Origin of the sequence: Smaragdicoccus niigatensis DSM 44881 = NBRC 103563 (assembly GCF_000380645.1) — a bacterium.
Lineage (GTDB): Bacteria > Actinomycetota > Actinomycetes > Mycobacteriales > Mycobacteriaceae > Smaragdicoccus > Smaragdicoccus niigatensis.
This window is the reverse complement of sequence record NZ_AQXZ01000018.1, coordinates 177,131-190,718: the sequence shown is the minus strand read 5'-3', so window position 1 is coordinate 190,718 and position 13,588 is coordinate 177,131. Positions and strand designations below refer to the sequence as shown.

The window sequence follows — 13,588 nt, the reverse complement described above, 5'->3', positions numbered from 1 at the left end:
CACTGTGCCAGTAGTACTGTAACGGTTAGACAGTGGTCCTCGTCACACGCGAGTACTTGTCTGTCGAGCCCACGTCGTGTTTCGCGCGCGGTCACCGGCCAATTCGAGAATTGACACCCGGGAACCTGATAGGAAGTCGGCATGTCCCGGTTTGTCTACAGCTGTCCCCTGCGCTGGTCCGACATGGATACAGACGGCCATGTTCATGACGCCGTGCACCTGCGATACCTCGAAGAGACTCGAATCGGACTATTCCGCGAACTGGGCTTCTCGGGCGCAAGTGTCGTTGCTCAGCTCGATATCGACTACCTCGTGCCGTTGCGATACCGGCCGGAACCGGTGCGTTCCGAGACCTGGGTTTCGCGGATCGGAGGCTCGTCGTTTGACCTGAACCACGAGATTCTCGACGACGAAATGACTTACTCCGCGGTCAAGTGCACGATCGTGGCGTTCGACTCCGAAGCGCAACGCTCACGACCGTTGACGCACGACGAACGAGCCGGACTCGAGAAATTGGCGGCTCGCTGATGCACTCCTGCCGAATTCACCTGCGCGCGGCCGACATCGACGCCCTGGGCCACGTCAACAACGTCGTGTTCGTCCAGTATCTCCACGAAGCTCGCGACCGGTTGCTGGCCACCGCGGACTCGGATCACTGGCACGTCGTGGTGGCCGCACACAAGATCACCTTCCAACGGCCACTCGTTCTCGGCCAGCGCTCGGTCGACGTCGTGACCACCACCGATCGGATCGGTACCGCCTCATTCGCGCTTCACCACGAGATCTGCGCAGGAGACAACGTCTATCTCACCGCGGTCAGCACGCTGGTCACGATCGAGGACGATGGCCCGAAAGCGCTGACCGCGGCCCAGCGACACTTTCTCGAACAGCACCTCAGCCGCGAGCCTTGAGGCGGCGGGTGCACCCAGCCCGTTACTTCCGGTCGTCGGGGAACATGTCCTTGTCCGACCACACGGCCGCCGCGGGGATGGCCCGCGGCAGCAGGCGCGCAGCAAGGTCGAGAAACTTGGCGGATTTGCCGACGAGGACGCGCTTCTTGTTCGCCGCGACGCCGTCGAGAATGATCCTCGCCGCCTTCTCCGGCGGCATGGTCAGCAGTTTCTCGTTGTAGGTTGCAACCCGCTTCTCCAGGTCGGCAGTGACCGCGAGCCCACCCGACCGAGCTCGTTCGAGCGCCGCGGACGCGAGGCTCGTCGCTACACCGGCGGGGTGGATGACCGTCACCTTCACCGGATGGCCGGCCAGGAGGAGGTCGACGGCGACCGACTCGGTGAATCCGCGGACGGCGAATTTGCTGGTGCAATAGGCGCTGCTCATCGGCTGAGCCACGATGCCGCTGACGCTCGACATGTTGACCAGATGCCCGTCACCGGAGGCGATGAGGTGCGGCAGGAACGCTTTGGTCCCGTGGATGACTCCCCATAGATTGACCCCGAGGACCTTCCCGAACGTCTCGAGGTCAGCGTCGACAAATGTGCCGACATCGCCCGCAATCCCGGCGTTGTTGATGACGATGTGGACTTCCCCGTAATGCTCGACGACGCTCGCCGCATAGGCGTTCACGGACTCGCGGTCGGAGACGTCGACGATGGCGGTGTGCATGGAGCCGCCGCGAGCCGCGACGAGGTCGGTGGTCGCCGCAAGCCCGTTCGCATCGATGTCACTGAGCGACAGCCGAGCCCCGCGCGAAGCCAACTCCAGGGCCAGGGCTCGTCCGATGCCGGATCCCGCGCCGGTGACCACGGCGACCTTGTGTGCAAACGTCGTCATCATCTGAAGGTTATCGAAGGCCGCTCCCCGTCAGCGTCGATTGTCACCACCACATGCTGTCCGTATACGGCACTTGCGACAGTTACCGATCGTGCGAATGTTGACGTATGGCGAACTACGTACGGGTGGACAAGGTCGACCGGATCGGATACCTCACACTCGATCGGCCAGATCAGCGCAACCCACTGTCGGCCGCGATGATGCTTGCCGTCACCGAGTCGCTGCGCGCCTTGAGCAGCACACCCGACATCGCAGTGATCGTCATGAAAGCCAGCGGCCCGGCCTTCTCCGCTGGCCACAACTTGCACGAAATGGTCGGCCGGACGCTCGACGAAGAACGCGAGATCTTCCGCATCTGCACCGAGATGATGCAGACCATTCAGCAGATCCCACAGCCCGTCATCGCCGCGGTCCAGGGAACAGCGGTCGCCGCGGGCTGTCAACTGGTCGCCACCTGCGATCTCGCGGTGGCCTCCACGACCGCGGTATTCGGAACACCCGGAGTGAAGATCGGCCTCTTCTGCTCCACGCCGATGGTCGCCGTCAGTCGAGCAATCGGGCGCAAACGGGCACTGCAGATGCTGCTAACGGGGTCGGTCATCGATGCCGCGACGGCCGCCGACTGGGGATTGATCAATGAAGTTGTTGCTCCCGACGAACTCGATGCGCGCGTCCGCGCGTTGGCCGAGTCGATTGCTGCCGCAAGCTCGTTGACCTTGGCGGTCGGCAAACAGGCCTTCTATCGTCAGATCGACCTCCCACAGGCAGCGGCCTACGAAGAGATGCAGGAAGTGATGGCAATCAACGCCGTCACCTGCGATGCGCAAGAGGGAATGAGTGCGTTCATTTCCAAACGGAAACCGGTGTGGCAAGGCAGCTGAGCCGCTGGCTCTATGCGACTTCCAGCAGCGCTGCCCCGATGTCCATGACCACCGAATCAGCATTGCCGAACCTGCGGAGATGAGGCGTCAGCGCGATGTGGCTCATCATCGTGTGCACCGCCTGAATACGGATTCGGGCACGGGTCGTGTCCCACTCGGGATGCACCTGGTTCAGCAGATGTACCCATTCGCTGATGTAGGCAAGTTGGGCGCTCCGGGTGCGCTCTTGATCGGCTTCGGACAGCTCGAGCAGTTCCGTGCTGAGCAACTGCATGAGGTGGGGATTGTCGAACACGAAGGTTGCGTAGCTTTCGAGCAGCCGAATGAGCGCATCTCGCGGATCGGTCGCGCGACTGAGCGAACGGTTCAAGTCCATCTGCAACCACTCCGCACCGCGCATCATAACGGCGATCAGAATGTCGGACTTGCCGACAAAGTGGTTGTACAGACTGGGCCCAGTCGCGCCGACAGCATTGCCGATGTCCTCCATGCTGACGTTCGAGTAGCCCTGCTCGCCGAACAATATGGCGGCTTCCGTCAGGATCGTCTCCCGCCGCGTCGAGGACCGGAGCGCTGGCCGGGACTCGTTCGCCGGAGAAGCCTCCAATCGCGGGATCTCGACTGCGATTGAAGCGTCGACCAACGCGGTGAGAGTCGCGGCGAACTCCGCGGCGGGCAGCTGCAAGCGGTGATAGGAAATGCTCTGCGCGACCGCAAGCGCGCTCCACGCGAGGAGCTCGGCCTGCGTTTCGTCGACTTCCGGGCGCTGCCGACGGATGAGCGCCGCGATGCGATTACCAACCGCTCTGGCTCGTACACGCAGTTCACTGCGCGTCTCCACAGACAGATAGCGACCTTCACGCTGCCACAACACTCCCGCGGCGCGGTTGCGGAGACTGAGCGATGCCAACGTGACCGCAGCCGTTCCGGACGAATCGTCCAGCGCCGCAGCAAGCGCATCCTCAAGCTCGGCGACCGCATTGCCGACGACCGTGGCAAGCAGTGTCTCCTTGTTGCGGAAATGCCGGTAAAGCGCAGAGGGTCCCATTGCCACCGCGTCGGCGATGTTGCTCATGCTGACGCTCGCGTATCCGTTGCGGTAGAACAGATCCGCTGCGGCCGCGACAATCAGTTCGCGTCGATTTGACGGGCGCGTACCGCGGGCGGGGCGGGTTGCCAATGGTCCGTCAGCCACCCTGCCCTCCCTCTGCCGGTCTACAACGAGCGCGCGATCAACTCTTTCATGACTTCGTTCGCACCCGCGTAGATCTTCTGCGCGCGCGAGTCTGCGTACATTCTCGCGATCGGGTACTCGAGCATGTATCCATACCCACCGAAGAGCTGCACGCAGCGATCGATGACCTCGCACTGAACCTCGGTCGAGTACGTCTTGGCCATCGACGCGCTCGCCGCGTCGAGGTCATCGCGAAGATGACGCTCGATGCAGTCGTCGACGAACACCCGCGCGACCCGAGCGAGCGTCGCACACTGGGCGAGCTCGAATCGCGTGTTCTGCAGCTCGAACAGCGGGCCACCGAACGCATGGCGTTCCTTGGTGTACTTCACGGTCTCGGCAACCGCGGCCTCGGCCATTGTGGCGGCCATGTCCGAAATCAGGAGCCGTTCGTGCGCGAGCGACTTCATCGCGTACGCGTAACCCTTCCCCTCCTCGCCGAGCAGATTGGCCACCGGAACTCGCATGTCGTCGAAGAACAATTCCGCGGTGTCCTGCGCCTTCATACCGACCTTCTCGAGTACCCGACCCACTCGGTATCCAGGCAGATCGCGGGTCTCGACGACCAGGAGAGACACTCCCCTGACCCCGGCCGACGGATCGGTCTTGAGGACGAGGATCACGAGGTCCGCGTTGACGCCGTTGGAGATGAACGTCTTGGAACCGTTGACGACGTAGTGGTCGCCCTCGCGGATCGCTGTCGTCCGGATGGCCTTCAGGTCGGACCCGCCACCGGGCTCCGTCATCGCAATAGCGCCGATGAACTCGCCACTGCACATCTTCGGGAGCCAGCGGTGCTTCTGCTCTTCGGTTCCGTAGGTGTTGAGGTAGTTCGCGACCAGTCCGGCGTGAACCCCTGCACCGATGCCGAAGCCCATCTCCGTGAGCTCGAGCGCCGCCTGGAAGATCGCGAGGTCGTGGGCGAAAGTGCCGCCACCACCTCCGTACTCCTCGGGTATCGCTGCGCAGAGCAGACCCTGTTCGCCTGCCTTGAGCCAGAATTCGCGGTCGACGCGCTTCTGGTCGATCCATTTCTCTCGATACGGTAGTGCTTCGCTCTCGAAGAACTTGGTTGCCATTTCCTTGAGGGCGACGATTTCGTCGTCCATCCATGCAGATCGGTACATCAGAAATTGAACCCTCCGCCACACTGCAGGGTCTGCGCGCTGACGTAGTTGGACTCGGGGATACAAAACAGGTAGACCGCACCGGCTGCTTCGGACGGTTCACCGCCGCGGCCGAGCGGGATCATCTGTTCCATGGCGGCAAGCAGGTTCGGGTTGACCCCGACTTTGAGCTTCTTGCCCTCGACGTCGATCGTGCCGTCGCCGCCCGCGGGTGTCGAGGTGAGGCGAGTCTTGATCAGGCCGAACGCGACCGTGTTGACGGTGACGTTGTAGCGACCCCACTCCTTGGCGAGCGTCTTCGTCAGACCGGTGATGCCGGCCTTCGCCGCCGAGTAGTTCGCCTGACCCGCGTTGCCCCCGGTGCCGGCCATCGACGAGATGTTGACGACCTTGCGGCACGGGATGGGCTCGCCGGCCTCCTTGGCTTTCTTCACGGCAGCGGCGATGACGGGCTGTGCGGCGCGCAGAATCCGGAACGGCGCCTTGAGGTGCACGTCGAGGATCGCGTCCCACTGCTCGTCGGTCATCTTCTGGATGACCGAGTCCCAGGTGTAGCCGGCGTTGTTGACGATGATGTCGAGTCCGCCGAAATTGTCGACCGCAGCGGCGACGAAGCGCTCGCCGAAATCGGCGTCGGTGACACTGCCGATGCATGCCACGGCCTGGCCACCAGCGGATTCGATCGCGGCGACGGTTTCCTTGGCGGGCTCTGCGTCGAGGTCGTTGACGACGACCTTCGCGCCTTCGGAGGCGAGCTTCAGAGCGATTTCGCGCCCGATGCCACGGCCTGAGCCGGAGATGATGGCGACTTTGCCTTCAAGAGTTCCCATGATTCTGTCTTTCTTAGATGGCGACGACAGCGTCGCCGGAGAGAGTGACGGTTCCGTCTTCGAGTGCGACGGTGAGTTCGAGAGTGGCGAGGCCGTCTTCGATCGAGACGACCTTGCCGGTAGCGGTTGGCTTGCCGTGAACCGGCGTGATCGAGGCGAAGCGCACGCGGTAGGAGCGGATGCTCGCCGAGTCGAAGTTGTCGGTCAGCAGTCGGCCCAGGTACGCCATCGACAACATGCCGTGGGCGAACACATCTTCCAGACCTGCAGACTTCGCGACGTCGATGTCGATGTGCATCGGGTTGTGGTCTCCCGAGGCACCGGCGAACAGCGCCAATGTGGTGCGGGAAATGGGCTTCAGTTTGAGTGTGGGCAGTTCAGTTCCGACGTTCATTTCGGGTTCCTTACGACGATGACGGTCTTGAGGTCAGCGACGAGCTCACCCGCGGCATTCGTCACGGCCGTGTCCTTGACGATGAAGTCGAGCGCGCCACCCTTCTTGCTGTAGACGTCGGTGATCTTCGGGGTCGCAGTGAGCACGTCCCCGGCGTACGCCGGCTGGTGGTACGTGAACGCCTGCTCACCGTGGAGAACGAAACGAAGATCGATGCCGAGCTGGTCAACCCAGCCGAATGCGTTCGGGTTCTCGAGTTCGATCGAGAACAAGAACGTCGGCGGCACGCGCAGATCGGGGTCGACCTTGTCCCCGATGGCCTTGGCGAAGAAGCGCAGACGACCCTCGTCGACGGTCAAAGTGGTTGATGCAAGCTCGGTTCCGATTGCTGATGGATCGACAGCCATGTCAGATCACCTTTTCGTACAGGGTCACGACAGCTGCGCCGCCGAGCCCGATGTTGTGTTGGAGTGCGAGGTTGACGCCCTCGACCTGACGGGCTTCGGCCTGTCCACGGAGCTGCCAGACGAGCTCGGCGCACTGCGCCAAACCGGTCGCGCCCAGCGGGTGGCCCTTTGACATCAGGCCGCCGGACGGGTTGGTGACGACCTGCCCGCCGTAGGTGTTGTTGCCGTCGGCGATGAACTTCTCGGCGGTGCCTTCCGGCGTGAGACCGAGGACTTCGTAGGTCAGCAGTTCGTTGGTGGTGAAGCAGTCGTGCAGCTCCACGACGCGAATGTCCTCAGGCGATACACCCGAGGCCGCGTAAACCTGGTCGGCGGCAGCCTTGGCCATGTCGTAGCCGACGACGCGCATCATGTCGGTCGAGAAGGTCGACTCGAAGTCCGTGGTCATCGCTTGCGCCTTGATCCGCACCGTGGTGTTCAGGCCGTTGGCCTTGGCGAACTCCTCGCTGCACAGGACCGCGGCGGCCGCGCCACACGTGGGCGGACAGCACTGCAAACGAGTGAGCGGGCCGAAGATCTGCGGCGAGGCAAGTACCTCTTCCACCGTGATCGGGTCGCGGAAGACCGAGTACGGGTTGTTCGCGGCGTGGTTACGCGATTTCACGGCGATCTGGGCGAAGACCTTGGGGTCCATGCCGTACTTGTCGCAGTAGGTCTGGCCGGCGCCGCCGAACCATTGCGCGGCCATCGGCGCCTGCTCGTCCCAGCCCTGCAACACCTTGGTCTGAGCATCGAAGCGCTCGAAGGCGTTCGGCCGGTCGGCCCATATCGAACCCAGAGCACCGCGCTGCATCTGCTCGAAACCGAGCGCGATCACGCACTCCGCGGCGCCGGACTCGATGGCCTGCCGGGCGAGGAACAACGCGCTCGAACCCGTCGAGCAGTTGTTGTTGACGTTGACGATCGGGATTCCGGTCTGGCCGAGGCCGTAGAGCGCAGCCTGACCCGAGGTCGAGTCGCCGTACACATAGCCGACGTACGCCTGCTGCACCTTCGAGTAGTCCACGCCGGCATCGGCGAGCGCCTTGCGTGCGGCGGTCTCTCCCATGACGGCATATGGCGCGGTGTTCCTTGGTGTGCTGAACGGGATCATCCCCACGCCGGCGACGACTGATTGCCTGGCCATGAAATTCCTCCTGCGGGATTAATGACAATTCACTTAACGTAGGCCTGACCGCTTTGATCGTCAATAGCCGTGCACATTTCTAAGGCTTTCGTGTCGCCTGTAGACAGCATTCGGTGACCGGTCATTCACATCGGAGGGCGCGGACGCGGCGCCTTGGGCGAAACTGGCCATCCCGAACTTCCCCGGGCCCTGGTAGACCTGAAATGGGTCACTAACCTGGCGGTATGAGCATGAACTTCGAACGCGGCGAGCCGAAGGACGCGGGACGATCGCGTTCGGTTGCGTGGTGGTCGCTCGTTCCGGCGGTTGCCGTCCTGGTTCTGGCGGGGTGCTCTGCCAACGACACAGCCAAACCGGCGTCGCTCGGGTCCTCGTCAGCAGTTCCGTCGACGACGATGTCCATGCCGATGGACCACGGAAACATGGACCACGGCAACATGAATCACGGCGACGGCGGCATCAAGCTCAAGACCCAGTCCCCCGCCGGCGACATCACGATGCCGATGGCGATGGACATGCATGACGGCATGGAGATGGCGACCTCGACGCCATGCGACACCGCCCCCACTCCGGATCAGCAGAAGGCCGCTGTTGACCTGGTGAATCAAAGTTGGGCGGACGCCAAGCCATACGAAAGCCTCGCGTACGCACAATCGCAGGGATATCGGCCGGCCACGCCCAGCGGAATGGACGTGGTGCACTACATCAACCCGGATTACTACTTCAACACCGCAGCCAGCGGCAACATACTGAACACCTCGCAGCCGCAGTCCCTGGTGTACGCGAACACACCGAAGGGCGCGGTCCTGGTGGCGGTCATGTTCATCGGGACGTTCTGGGGCGACACTCCCCAGCCCGGCGGCTGCCTCACCCAGTGGCACGTGCACACGAACCTGTGTCTGACGCGCAACCTCGGAGTCGTGGGCGATGTCGAACACGGCTGCCCGGCTGGCTCGGTGAACCGGCGCACCCCGCCGATGCTGCACATTTGGTTCGTTCCGGTGCCGGGTGGTCCCACCGCGATCGACGCCATGGACCCCGACATCGTCTCAGCGGCGACGAAGGTCGAGTCGCCCGCGAACGGCACCGCGTGATCCTGTGCTGAACATTCGACGGCGCGAAATTCTTCTGGCCGTGTGTCTATCCGGCGTTGCCGGATTTGTCGACGCGATCGGCTTCGTCCATCTGGGCGGCTACTTCCTGTCCTTCATGAGCGGAAACACCACGCGGATGTCCGCCGGCGGTGCCACCACACACTGGGTCGCCGCAGGAAAGGCCGCCGGACTGATCGGGATGTTCGTTCTCGGCGTCATGGTCGGCGCAGTCGTCTCCCGGCATCCCAAGGAGCGGGTGGCAGTCCTGGTCGCGACGTCGGCGACGCTTGGCATCGGCTCTGTGGTGTCGAGGTGGACGGACATCGGCGGGCTACTGATCGCCGCCGCCGCGATGGGAGTGATGAATTCGGTGTTCCAACGCTCCGGCGAGGTGTCCGTCGGACTCACGTACATGACGGGCACGCTCGTCAAAGCCGGTCAGCGCTTCGTCGACGCACTCTTCGGCGGACCCCGTTGGGCGTGGCTGCGCTATGCGGCGCTGTGGGTGGGTCTTGCCGCCGGCGCGGTCACCGGCGCGATGACCTACCACGCCATCGGGCTCATCGCGTTGTGGATCGCGGTAGCAGCGTTGCTCTTGATCAGCGCCGCCACCGCGACCGTTCGGACGCTCAGCGAATCGAACGCGTCCGTGGCTTGAATGCGGCGGGCCCGTTGCGGACGCCCAGCATCACGAGTGCGTCGACCCACGAACGGTTCGGGTCCGGTTCCTTACCGTCGCCCATGCGATGCAGCTGGTCGGCGTGCCACGACAGATCGAGAGCACCGTCCATCGCCTTGAGGTCCGTGACCCGACCGAGGATCGAGCGGGCACCGATTTTGACGTTGGCGCTCGGCAGCTCGGTGACGACGCCCGTGAGGATCCCCTTCGGTGCGTCGGGGACCAGGGCAGTCGGGCGACCGAGCCCGATGATGTCGCAATCTCCCTCGGACACAGCACGTTCCATCGCGGCGGCGGTGCGGAAGCCACCGGTGACCGCGATCGGGACATCACCCGTTATCGCTCGAACCGAGCGTGCGTAGTCGAGGAAGTAGGCCTCGCGCGCCGCGGTCGACGCCGCCACCTGGCCCATCATTGCGGGCGCTTCGTACGAACCTCCGCTGATTTCGAGGAGGTCGATGCCTTCATCGACAAGTGCGCGAACGACGTCCCGAGATTCTTCCTCGGTGAATCCGCCGCGCTGGAAGTCGGCCGAGTTGAGCTTGATGCCGACCGCGAACGACGGGTTGGTCTGTGCCCGGATCGCGCGCAGTACCTCGATGACGAAGCGTCGGCGGCGAGCCGGGTCACCGCCCCACTCGTCGGTGCGCTGGTTCGTCAGCGGCGACAGGAACTGAGTGACGAGATAGCCGTGAGCGCCGTGGATCTGAACGCCGTCGAACCCGGCGGCTTCGGCAATCGCCGCCGTCGTCGCGAATCGTTCGATCACGTCGCGGATCTCGTTGCGGCTGAGTGCGCGCGGCTTCATCATTCCGGGGACGCGCGCCGCAATCGCGCTCGGCGCGACCGGCTGACGCTTACCGCCGAGCGCATTCGCCTGACGCCCAGGGTGATTGATCTGCATCCAGATCGGGCTGCCATGGTCCTGGAAGCCCTTGGCCCAGGACTTCAGACGGTCGAGGTGACGATCGTCCTCGACCACGATGTTCCCGGGCTCGCCCAGATGGCGACCGTCGACCATGACGTTGCCGGTGACGACAAGCCCGTAGCCGCCGGTCGACCAACGGTTGTACAGACGTTCGATCCGCTTCGACGGACCGCGGTCGGAGGCTCCCATCCCCTCGCTCAGCGCCGACTTCATAAAGCGGTTGGGCAGGACGGCACCGTTCGGCAGCGTGACCGACTCGCGAAGAACCGTCACTTGGTTGCCTTCCCACGCAGTCCGAGACGGTTTTCGACGACAGTGGTCACCGTGGCGAAGAGTCGCTGGTAGTTCGAGCCGAGTGCACGAACCGTCAGATCCATGACCTTCGCATCGAGTCCGATGAGGCACTTCGCGTCACCGTTCTTGACGCTCTTGAGGATCGTCTTCGCGGCGTCCTCCGGACTGGTACGGGTGAGCACCTCGTCGAATACCCGCTGCATAGTGCTGAGGTCCTCGTCGATGCTCGAGGACGCGTTCTTCACGATGTTCGTCTTGATGCCGCCGGGGTGCACACACGTGACCTGGACCGGGTGACGCGCGATGAGCATTTCCTGGCGCAGCGATTCGGTGAATCCACGCACAGCGAATTTCGCTGCATTGTAAGAGCTTTGGCGAGGGAACCCGAAGAGTCCGAAGACGCTGGACACGTTCACGACGTGGCCGTCACCGGATGCGATGAGGTGCGGGAGGAACGCTTTCGTGCCATAGACGACGCCCCAGAAGTCGACGTCCATGACCTTCTCGATGTCCTTGTACGGACTTTCCTCGACGCTGCCGAAGATCGTGATGCCGGCGTTGTTGATGACGAGGTTCACCGTGCCGAAGTGCGCCGCGACGGCGTCGGCGTACGCGTGGACGGCTTCCTTCTGCCGAACGTCGAGGACCTGCGAGTGCGGTTCTCCACCTTCGGCGCAGCACAGTGCCGCGGTTTCCTGCAGCCCCGCGGCGTGCCAGTCGCTGATCGCGACCTTGGCTCCCGCCTTGGTCAGCGCGATGGCAAGCGCCCGTCCGATTCCGGATCCTGCGCCCGTGACGACTGCGACCTTGCCGCGAAAGTCCTTCATCCGATGCTCCTCATTGATGCCGGTGGTTTGACCGAGCGTAAATTCCAGTCGCGCGACTTGCAAGTCCCTTGACTTGCAAATTTTGCTTTATCTCGGGACCCTATTCGGGTGGCGGAACACACTCCTCGGACGCAGGCCGAACGTCGTGCCGCGACGATCACCGCCCTCCTCGACGCCACCATCGACAGCCTGGTCGACGTCGGGTTCGTGGCGACCACGACGCGATCGGTGGCCGAGCGCGCGGGCGTGAGCCAAGGTGCACAGCAGCACTACTTCCCCACGAAGGCTGAGCTCGTCGATGCCGCGATCGTTCGGCTGATGGAACAGATGGTGATCGAGGCGGCGGAACGGCCCGCGCCCGACGGCAGCGAGCGAGACCGTGTCGCCAGCATGCTCGACCAGCTGTGGGAGCTCCACAATCTACCGATCACTCCGGCCGTTTTCGAGCTGTTCAACGTGGCCCGCACGGAACCTCAGCTCGCGCGGCGCGTGGCACAGCTGACCGCGCAGGGCATGGCCGCCATCCGCGCGCTCGCTGGGGTGGCCGTGCCAACCTATGCATCGCAGCCGGGTTTCGACGACCTCCTGCAGATTTCCATCGCGACGATCCGTGGGACGGTCATCCTCGGGGCGGTGCCCGGCACGGACGCCGCGCATCCGACGTGGGCGGTCGTTCGGGAGCACCTGTTGAACAGCTTCGACGCGCTGCTGCCGGCCTCGGTTCGCTGATGGTGATAGCGAAGTGGATCGAACCGGGACTGTCCGCCTTCGCGCGGGCCGCTATCGTCAGTGCGATTACCGTGGCGACGCTCGCCGGATACCGCCATGATGCCGTGGCCGGACAGCCGGTCATCACCCCGATTCAGGATTCGCCCGATTGGCTTCTCGCCGCGGTCGAGCAGCATTTGCAGGCAGCCGGGTTCTCGAGGTCGACCTCTGCGCAATACGTGAAGACGACGTGGCAGACCGCGCACAGTTTCGTTCCCACCGAAGGCAAGATCAGCGACGCCACCCTGGTCTATCTCGTGGTGCTGCACTTCGGCGGGAACGTCGACCCGGAGCTCCCCGTCGCGGACGGACAGACGACGACCGTCGCGTTCGACTCCGTCACACACCGGGTCATCGCGGCGACTCCGCTTGAGTCCTGGACGCTCGACCTTTCGGCAATCGCTGCGCCGCAGACACTCCAGCCCCTCTAGCATCAGTGCTGTGACTCGCGTCGAGTGGATCAAACAGCACCCGTCTGCGGTCCTGTTCGCGGTCCAGATCGCCGGGTTGCTCCTGTATCCGCTGATGGGTTCGACCTCGATCAGCCGAGCGCTGTTCAACGCGTTCGGCGTCGGCATTGTGCTTCTCGCGCTGTGGGCTGTGCGCTTCTCCCCTGGTCTGACCTGGGTCGGCGCGGCGCTGGCGATGCCGGCCGGCGTCTTGTTGGCGCTGGACGCGTTCTTCGATGTCCCGGCTCTGGGAATCACTTCGTCGGTGCTGGAAGCGTGCCTGTACGTCTATGCGGCCGGTTGCATGCTCGCCTACATGCTCTACGACGCCGACATCACGACCGACGAAATGTGGGCGGTCGGAGCGACGTTCACGCTGCTCGCCTGGGGTTTCGCACACGTCTTCACCGTGTGCCAGTACGTCCAGCCGAACAGTTTCACGGCCGCGGTCGCGCCGGAAGCACAGCGAACGTGGATCGAACTGCTCTTCCTCTCGGTCACAACGCTGACGTCTACCGGACTCAGCGACATCGTCCCGATCCGGCCCGTTGCTCGATCGCTGGTGATGATCGAGCAGATCGTCGGCCTGGCATATGTCGCGATGCTCGTCTCTCGAATCGTCGGGCTCACGATGCGCGGGCGGACGTCCGAACCGAAGTAACCCTTGTTGGAACCCTCGCATGCGGCGAGGATGGATTC

The 13,588-nt window shown here is 63.7% G+C and carries 17 protein-coding genes; 8 read left to right on the top strand and 9 right to left on the bottom strand.

Annotated elements, in window-relative coordinates:
• Window positions 1-141 precede the first annotated feature (141 nt).
• Both F600_RS0117020 and F600_RS0117015 read left to right on the top strand, forming a co-directional pair.
• Window positions 142-528 carry an acyl-CoA thioesterase gene (locus tag F600_RS0117020; protein WP_026306627.1) on the top strand — a complete coding sequence of 129 codons (387 nt, stop codon included), beginning with the start codon at window positions 142-144 and terminating at the stop codon, window positions 526-528.
• Window positions 528-911, top strand: a complete 384-nt coding sequence (locus F600_RS0117015; protein ID WP_018161840.1) for an acyl-CoA thioesterase — start codon at window positions 528-530, stop codon at window positions 909-911. The genes F600_RS0117020 and F600_RS0117015 overlap by 1 nt, the downstream gene beginning before the upstream one ends.
• Before the next feature lie 22 nt (window positions 912-933).
• On the opposite strand, the gene F600_RS0117010 is transcribed toward F600_RS0117015, so the two are convergent.
• Window positions 934-1,791 (bottom strand): SDR family NAD(P)-dependent oxidoreductase, encoded by an 858-nt coding sequence (locus F600_RS0117010; protein ID WP_040631952.1) that lies wholly within the window; start codon window positions 1,789-1,791, stop codon window positions 934-936.
• A gap of 107 nt (window positions 1,792-1,898) precedes the next feature.
• Here F600_RS0117010 and F600_RS0117005 point away from each other — a divergent pair, with 107 nt between their 5' ends.
• Window positions 1,899-2,672: an enoyl-CoA hydratase gene (locus F600_RS0117005; protein ID WP_018161838.1), complete on the top strand. Its 774-nt coding sequence runs from the start codon at window positions 1,899-1,901 to the stop codon at window positions 2,670-2,672.
• Window positions 2,673-2,682: 10 nt separating this feature from the next.
• Here the strand turns inward: F600_RS0117005 and F600_RS0117000 are convergent, their stop codons facing one another.
• The 6 genes from F600_RS0117000 to F600_RS0116975 are packed head-to-tail and all read right to left on the bottom strand — an operon-like array spanning window position 2,683 to window position 7,850.
• Window positions 2,683-3,867, bottom strand: a complete 1,185-nt coding sequence (locus F600_RS0117000; RefSeq protein WP_018161837.1) for a TetR/AcrR family transcriptional regulator — start codon at window positions 3,865-3,867, stop codon at window positions 2,683-2,685.
• A gap of 20 nt (window positions 3,868-3,887) precedes the next feature.
• Window positions 3,888-5,033, bottom strand: coding sequence for an acyl-CoA dehydrogenase family protein (locus tag F600_RS0116995; protein WP_040631783.1), 1,146 nt, complete (start codon window positions 5,031-5,033; stop codon window positions 3,888-3,890).
• Window positions 5,033-5,863: an SDR family NAD(P)-dependent oxidoreductase gene (locus F600_RS0116990; RefSeq protein WP_018161835.1), complete on the bottom strand. Its 831-nt coding sequence runs from the start codon at window positions 5,861-5,863 to the stop codon at window positions 5,033-5,035. Before F600_RS0116990 ends, F600_RS0116995 begins: the two co-directional genes overlap by 1 nt.
• A 13-nt stretch (window positions 5,864-5,876) precedes the next feature.
• The gene (locus F600_RS0116985; RefSeq protein WP_018161834.1) at window positions 5,877-6,257 is read right to left on the bottom strand and encodes a MaoC/PaaZ C-terminal domain-containing protein; all 381 of its coding nucleotides are present in this window, start codon (window positions 6,255-6,257) and stop codon (window positions 5,877-5,879) included.
• Window positions 6,254-6,664, bottom strand: a complete 411-nt coding sequence (locus F600_RS0116980; protein WP_018161833.1) for a MaoC family dehydratase N-terminal domain-containing protein — start codon at window positions 6,662-6,664, stop codon at window positions 6,254-6,256. The genes F600_RS0116985 and F600_RS0116980 overlap by 4 nt, the downstream gene beginning before the upstream one ends.
• Window position 6,665: 1 nt before the next feature.
• Window positions 6,666-7,850, bottom strand: a complete 1,185-nt coding sequence (locus F600_RS0116975; RefSeq protein WP_026306626.1) for a lipid-transfer protein — start codon at window positions 7,848-7,850, stop codon at window positions 6,666-6,668.
• 224 nt (window positions 7,851-8,074) lie between these two features.
• Here F600_RS0116975 and F600_RS0116970 point away from each other — a divergent pair, with 224 nt between their 5' ends.
• Together F600_RS0116970 and F600_RS0116965 are read left to right on the top strand one after the other, a co-directional pair.
• Window positions 8,075-8,944, top strand: a complete 870-nt coding sequence (locus F600_RS0116970) for a hypothetical protein (RefSeq protein WP_018161830.1) — start codon at window positions 8,075-8,077, stop codon at window positions 8,942-8,944.
• Window positions 8,945-8,972: 28 nt separating this feature from the next.
• Window positions 8,973-9,602 carry a YoaK family protein gene (locus F600_RS0116965; RefSeq protein ID WP_026306625.1) on the top strand — a complete coding sequence of 210 codons (630 nt, stop codon included), beginning with the start codon at window positions 8,973-8,975 and terminating at the stop codon, window positions 9,600-9,602.
• On the opposite strand, the gene F600_RS0116960 is transcribed toward F600_RS0116965, so the two are convergent.
• Window positions 9,574-10,824, bottom strand: a complete 1,251-nt coding sequence (locus tag F600_RS0116960; RefSeq protein ID WP_018161828.1) for an NADH:flavin oxidoreductase/NADH oxidase family protein — start codon at window positions 10,822-10,824, stop codon at window positions 9,574-9,576. The two genes, F600_RS0116965 and F600_RS0116960, sit on opposite strands and share 29 nt — an antisense overlap.
• Window positions 10,821-11,672 carry an SDR family NAD(P)-dependent oxidoreductase gene (locus F600_RS0116955; RefSeq protein WP_026306624.1) on the bottom strand — a complete coding sequence of 284 codons (852 nt, stop codon included), beginning with the start codon at window positions 11,670-11,672 and terminating at the stop codon, window positions 10,821-10,823. Before F600_RS0116955 ends, F600_RS0116960 begins: the two co-directional genes overlap by 4 nt.
• A gap of 108 nt (window positions 11,673-11,780) precedes the next feature.
• On the opposite strand from F600_RS0116955, the gene F600_RS30600 reads away from it, so the two are divergent.
• From F600_RS30600 to F600_RS0116940, 3 genes are read left to right on the top strand one after another with little or no spacing between them, the layout of a single operon-like run.
• Window positions 11,781-12,401 (top strand): TetR/AcrR family transcriptional regulator, encoded by a 621-nt coding sequence (locus F600_RS30600; protein ID WP_018161826.1) that lies wholly within the window; start codon window positions 11,781-11,783, stop codon window positions 12,399-12,401.
• Window positions 12,401-12,871: a hypothetical protein gene (locus F600_RS0116945; protein WP_018161825.1), complete on the top strand. Its 471-nt coding sequence runs from the start codon at window positions 12,401-12,403 to the stop codon at window positions 12,869-12,871. The genes F600_RS30600 and F600_RS0116945 overlap by 1 nt, the downstream gene beginning before the upstream one ends.
• Window positions 12,872-12,881: 10 nt before the next feature.
• Window positions 12,882-13,550: a potassium channel family protein gene (locus F600_RS0116940; RefSeq protein WP_018161824.1), complete on the top strand. Its 669-nt coding sequence runs from the start codon at window positions 12,882-12,884 to the stop codon at window positions 13,548-13,550.
• Window positions 13,551-13,588: the final 38 nt, after the last annotated feature.

What these genes read in the sequence shown, in the direction of transcription:
- F600_RS0116955 (WP_026306624.1), bottom strand. Translation starts at nt 11,672, where the DNA reads ATGAAGGACTTTCGCGGCAAGGTCGCAGTCGTCACGGGCGCAGGATCC.
- F600_RS0116980 (WP_018161833.1), bottom strand. Translation starts at nt 6,664, where the DNA reads ATGGCTGTCGATCCATCAGCAATCGGAACCGAGCTTGCATCAACCACT.
- F600_RS0116970 (WP_018161830.1), top strand. Translation starts at nt 8,075, where the DNA reads ATGAGCATGAACTTCGAACGCGGCGAGCCGAAGGACGCGGGACGATCG.
- F600_RS0117005 (WP_018161838.1), top strand. Translation starts at nt 1,899, where the DNA reads ATGGCGAACTACGTACGGGTGGACAAGGTCGACCGGATCGGATACCTC.
- F600_RS0117020 (WP_026306627.1), top strand. Translation starts at nt 142, where the DNA reads ATGTCCCGGTTTGTCTACAGCTGTCCCCTGCGCTGGTCCGACATGGAT.
- F600_RS0117015 (WP_018161840.1), top strand. Translation starts at nt 528, where the DNA reads ATGCACTCCTGCCGAATTCACCTGCGCGCGGCCGACATCGACGCCCTG.
- F600_RS0116985 (WP_018161834.1), bottom strand. Translation starts at nt 6,257, where the DNA reads ATGAACGTCGGAACTGAACTGCCCACACTCAAACTGAAGCCCATTTCC.
- F600_RS0116990 (WP_018161835.1), bottom strand. Translation starts at nt 5,863, where the DNA reads ATGGGAACTCTTGAAGGCAAAGTCGCCATCATCTCCGGCTCAGGCCGT.
- F600_RS0116945 (WP_018161825.1), top strand. Translation starts at nt 12,401, where the DNA reads ATGGTGATAGCGAAGTGGATCGAACCGGGACTGTCCGCCTTCGCGCGG.
- F600_RS0116995 (WP_040631783.1), bottom strand. Translation starts at nt 5,033, where the DNA reads ATGTACCGATCTGCATGGATGGACGACGAAATCGTCGCCCTCAAGGAA.
- F600_RS0116975 (WP_026306626.1), bottom strand. Translation starts at nt 7,850, where the DNA reads ATGGCCAGGCAATCAGTCGTCGCCGGCGTGGGGATGATCCCGTTCAGC.
- F600_RS0117010 (WP_040631952.1), bottom strand. Translation starts at nt 1,791, where the DNA reads ATGACGACGTTTGCACACAAGGTCGCCGTGGTCACCGGCGCGGGATCC.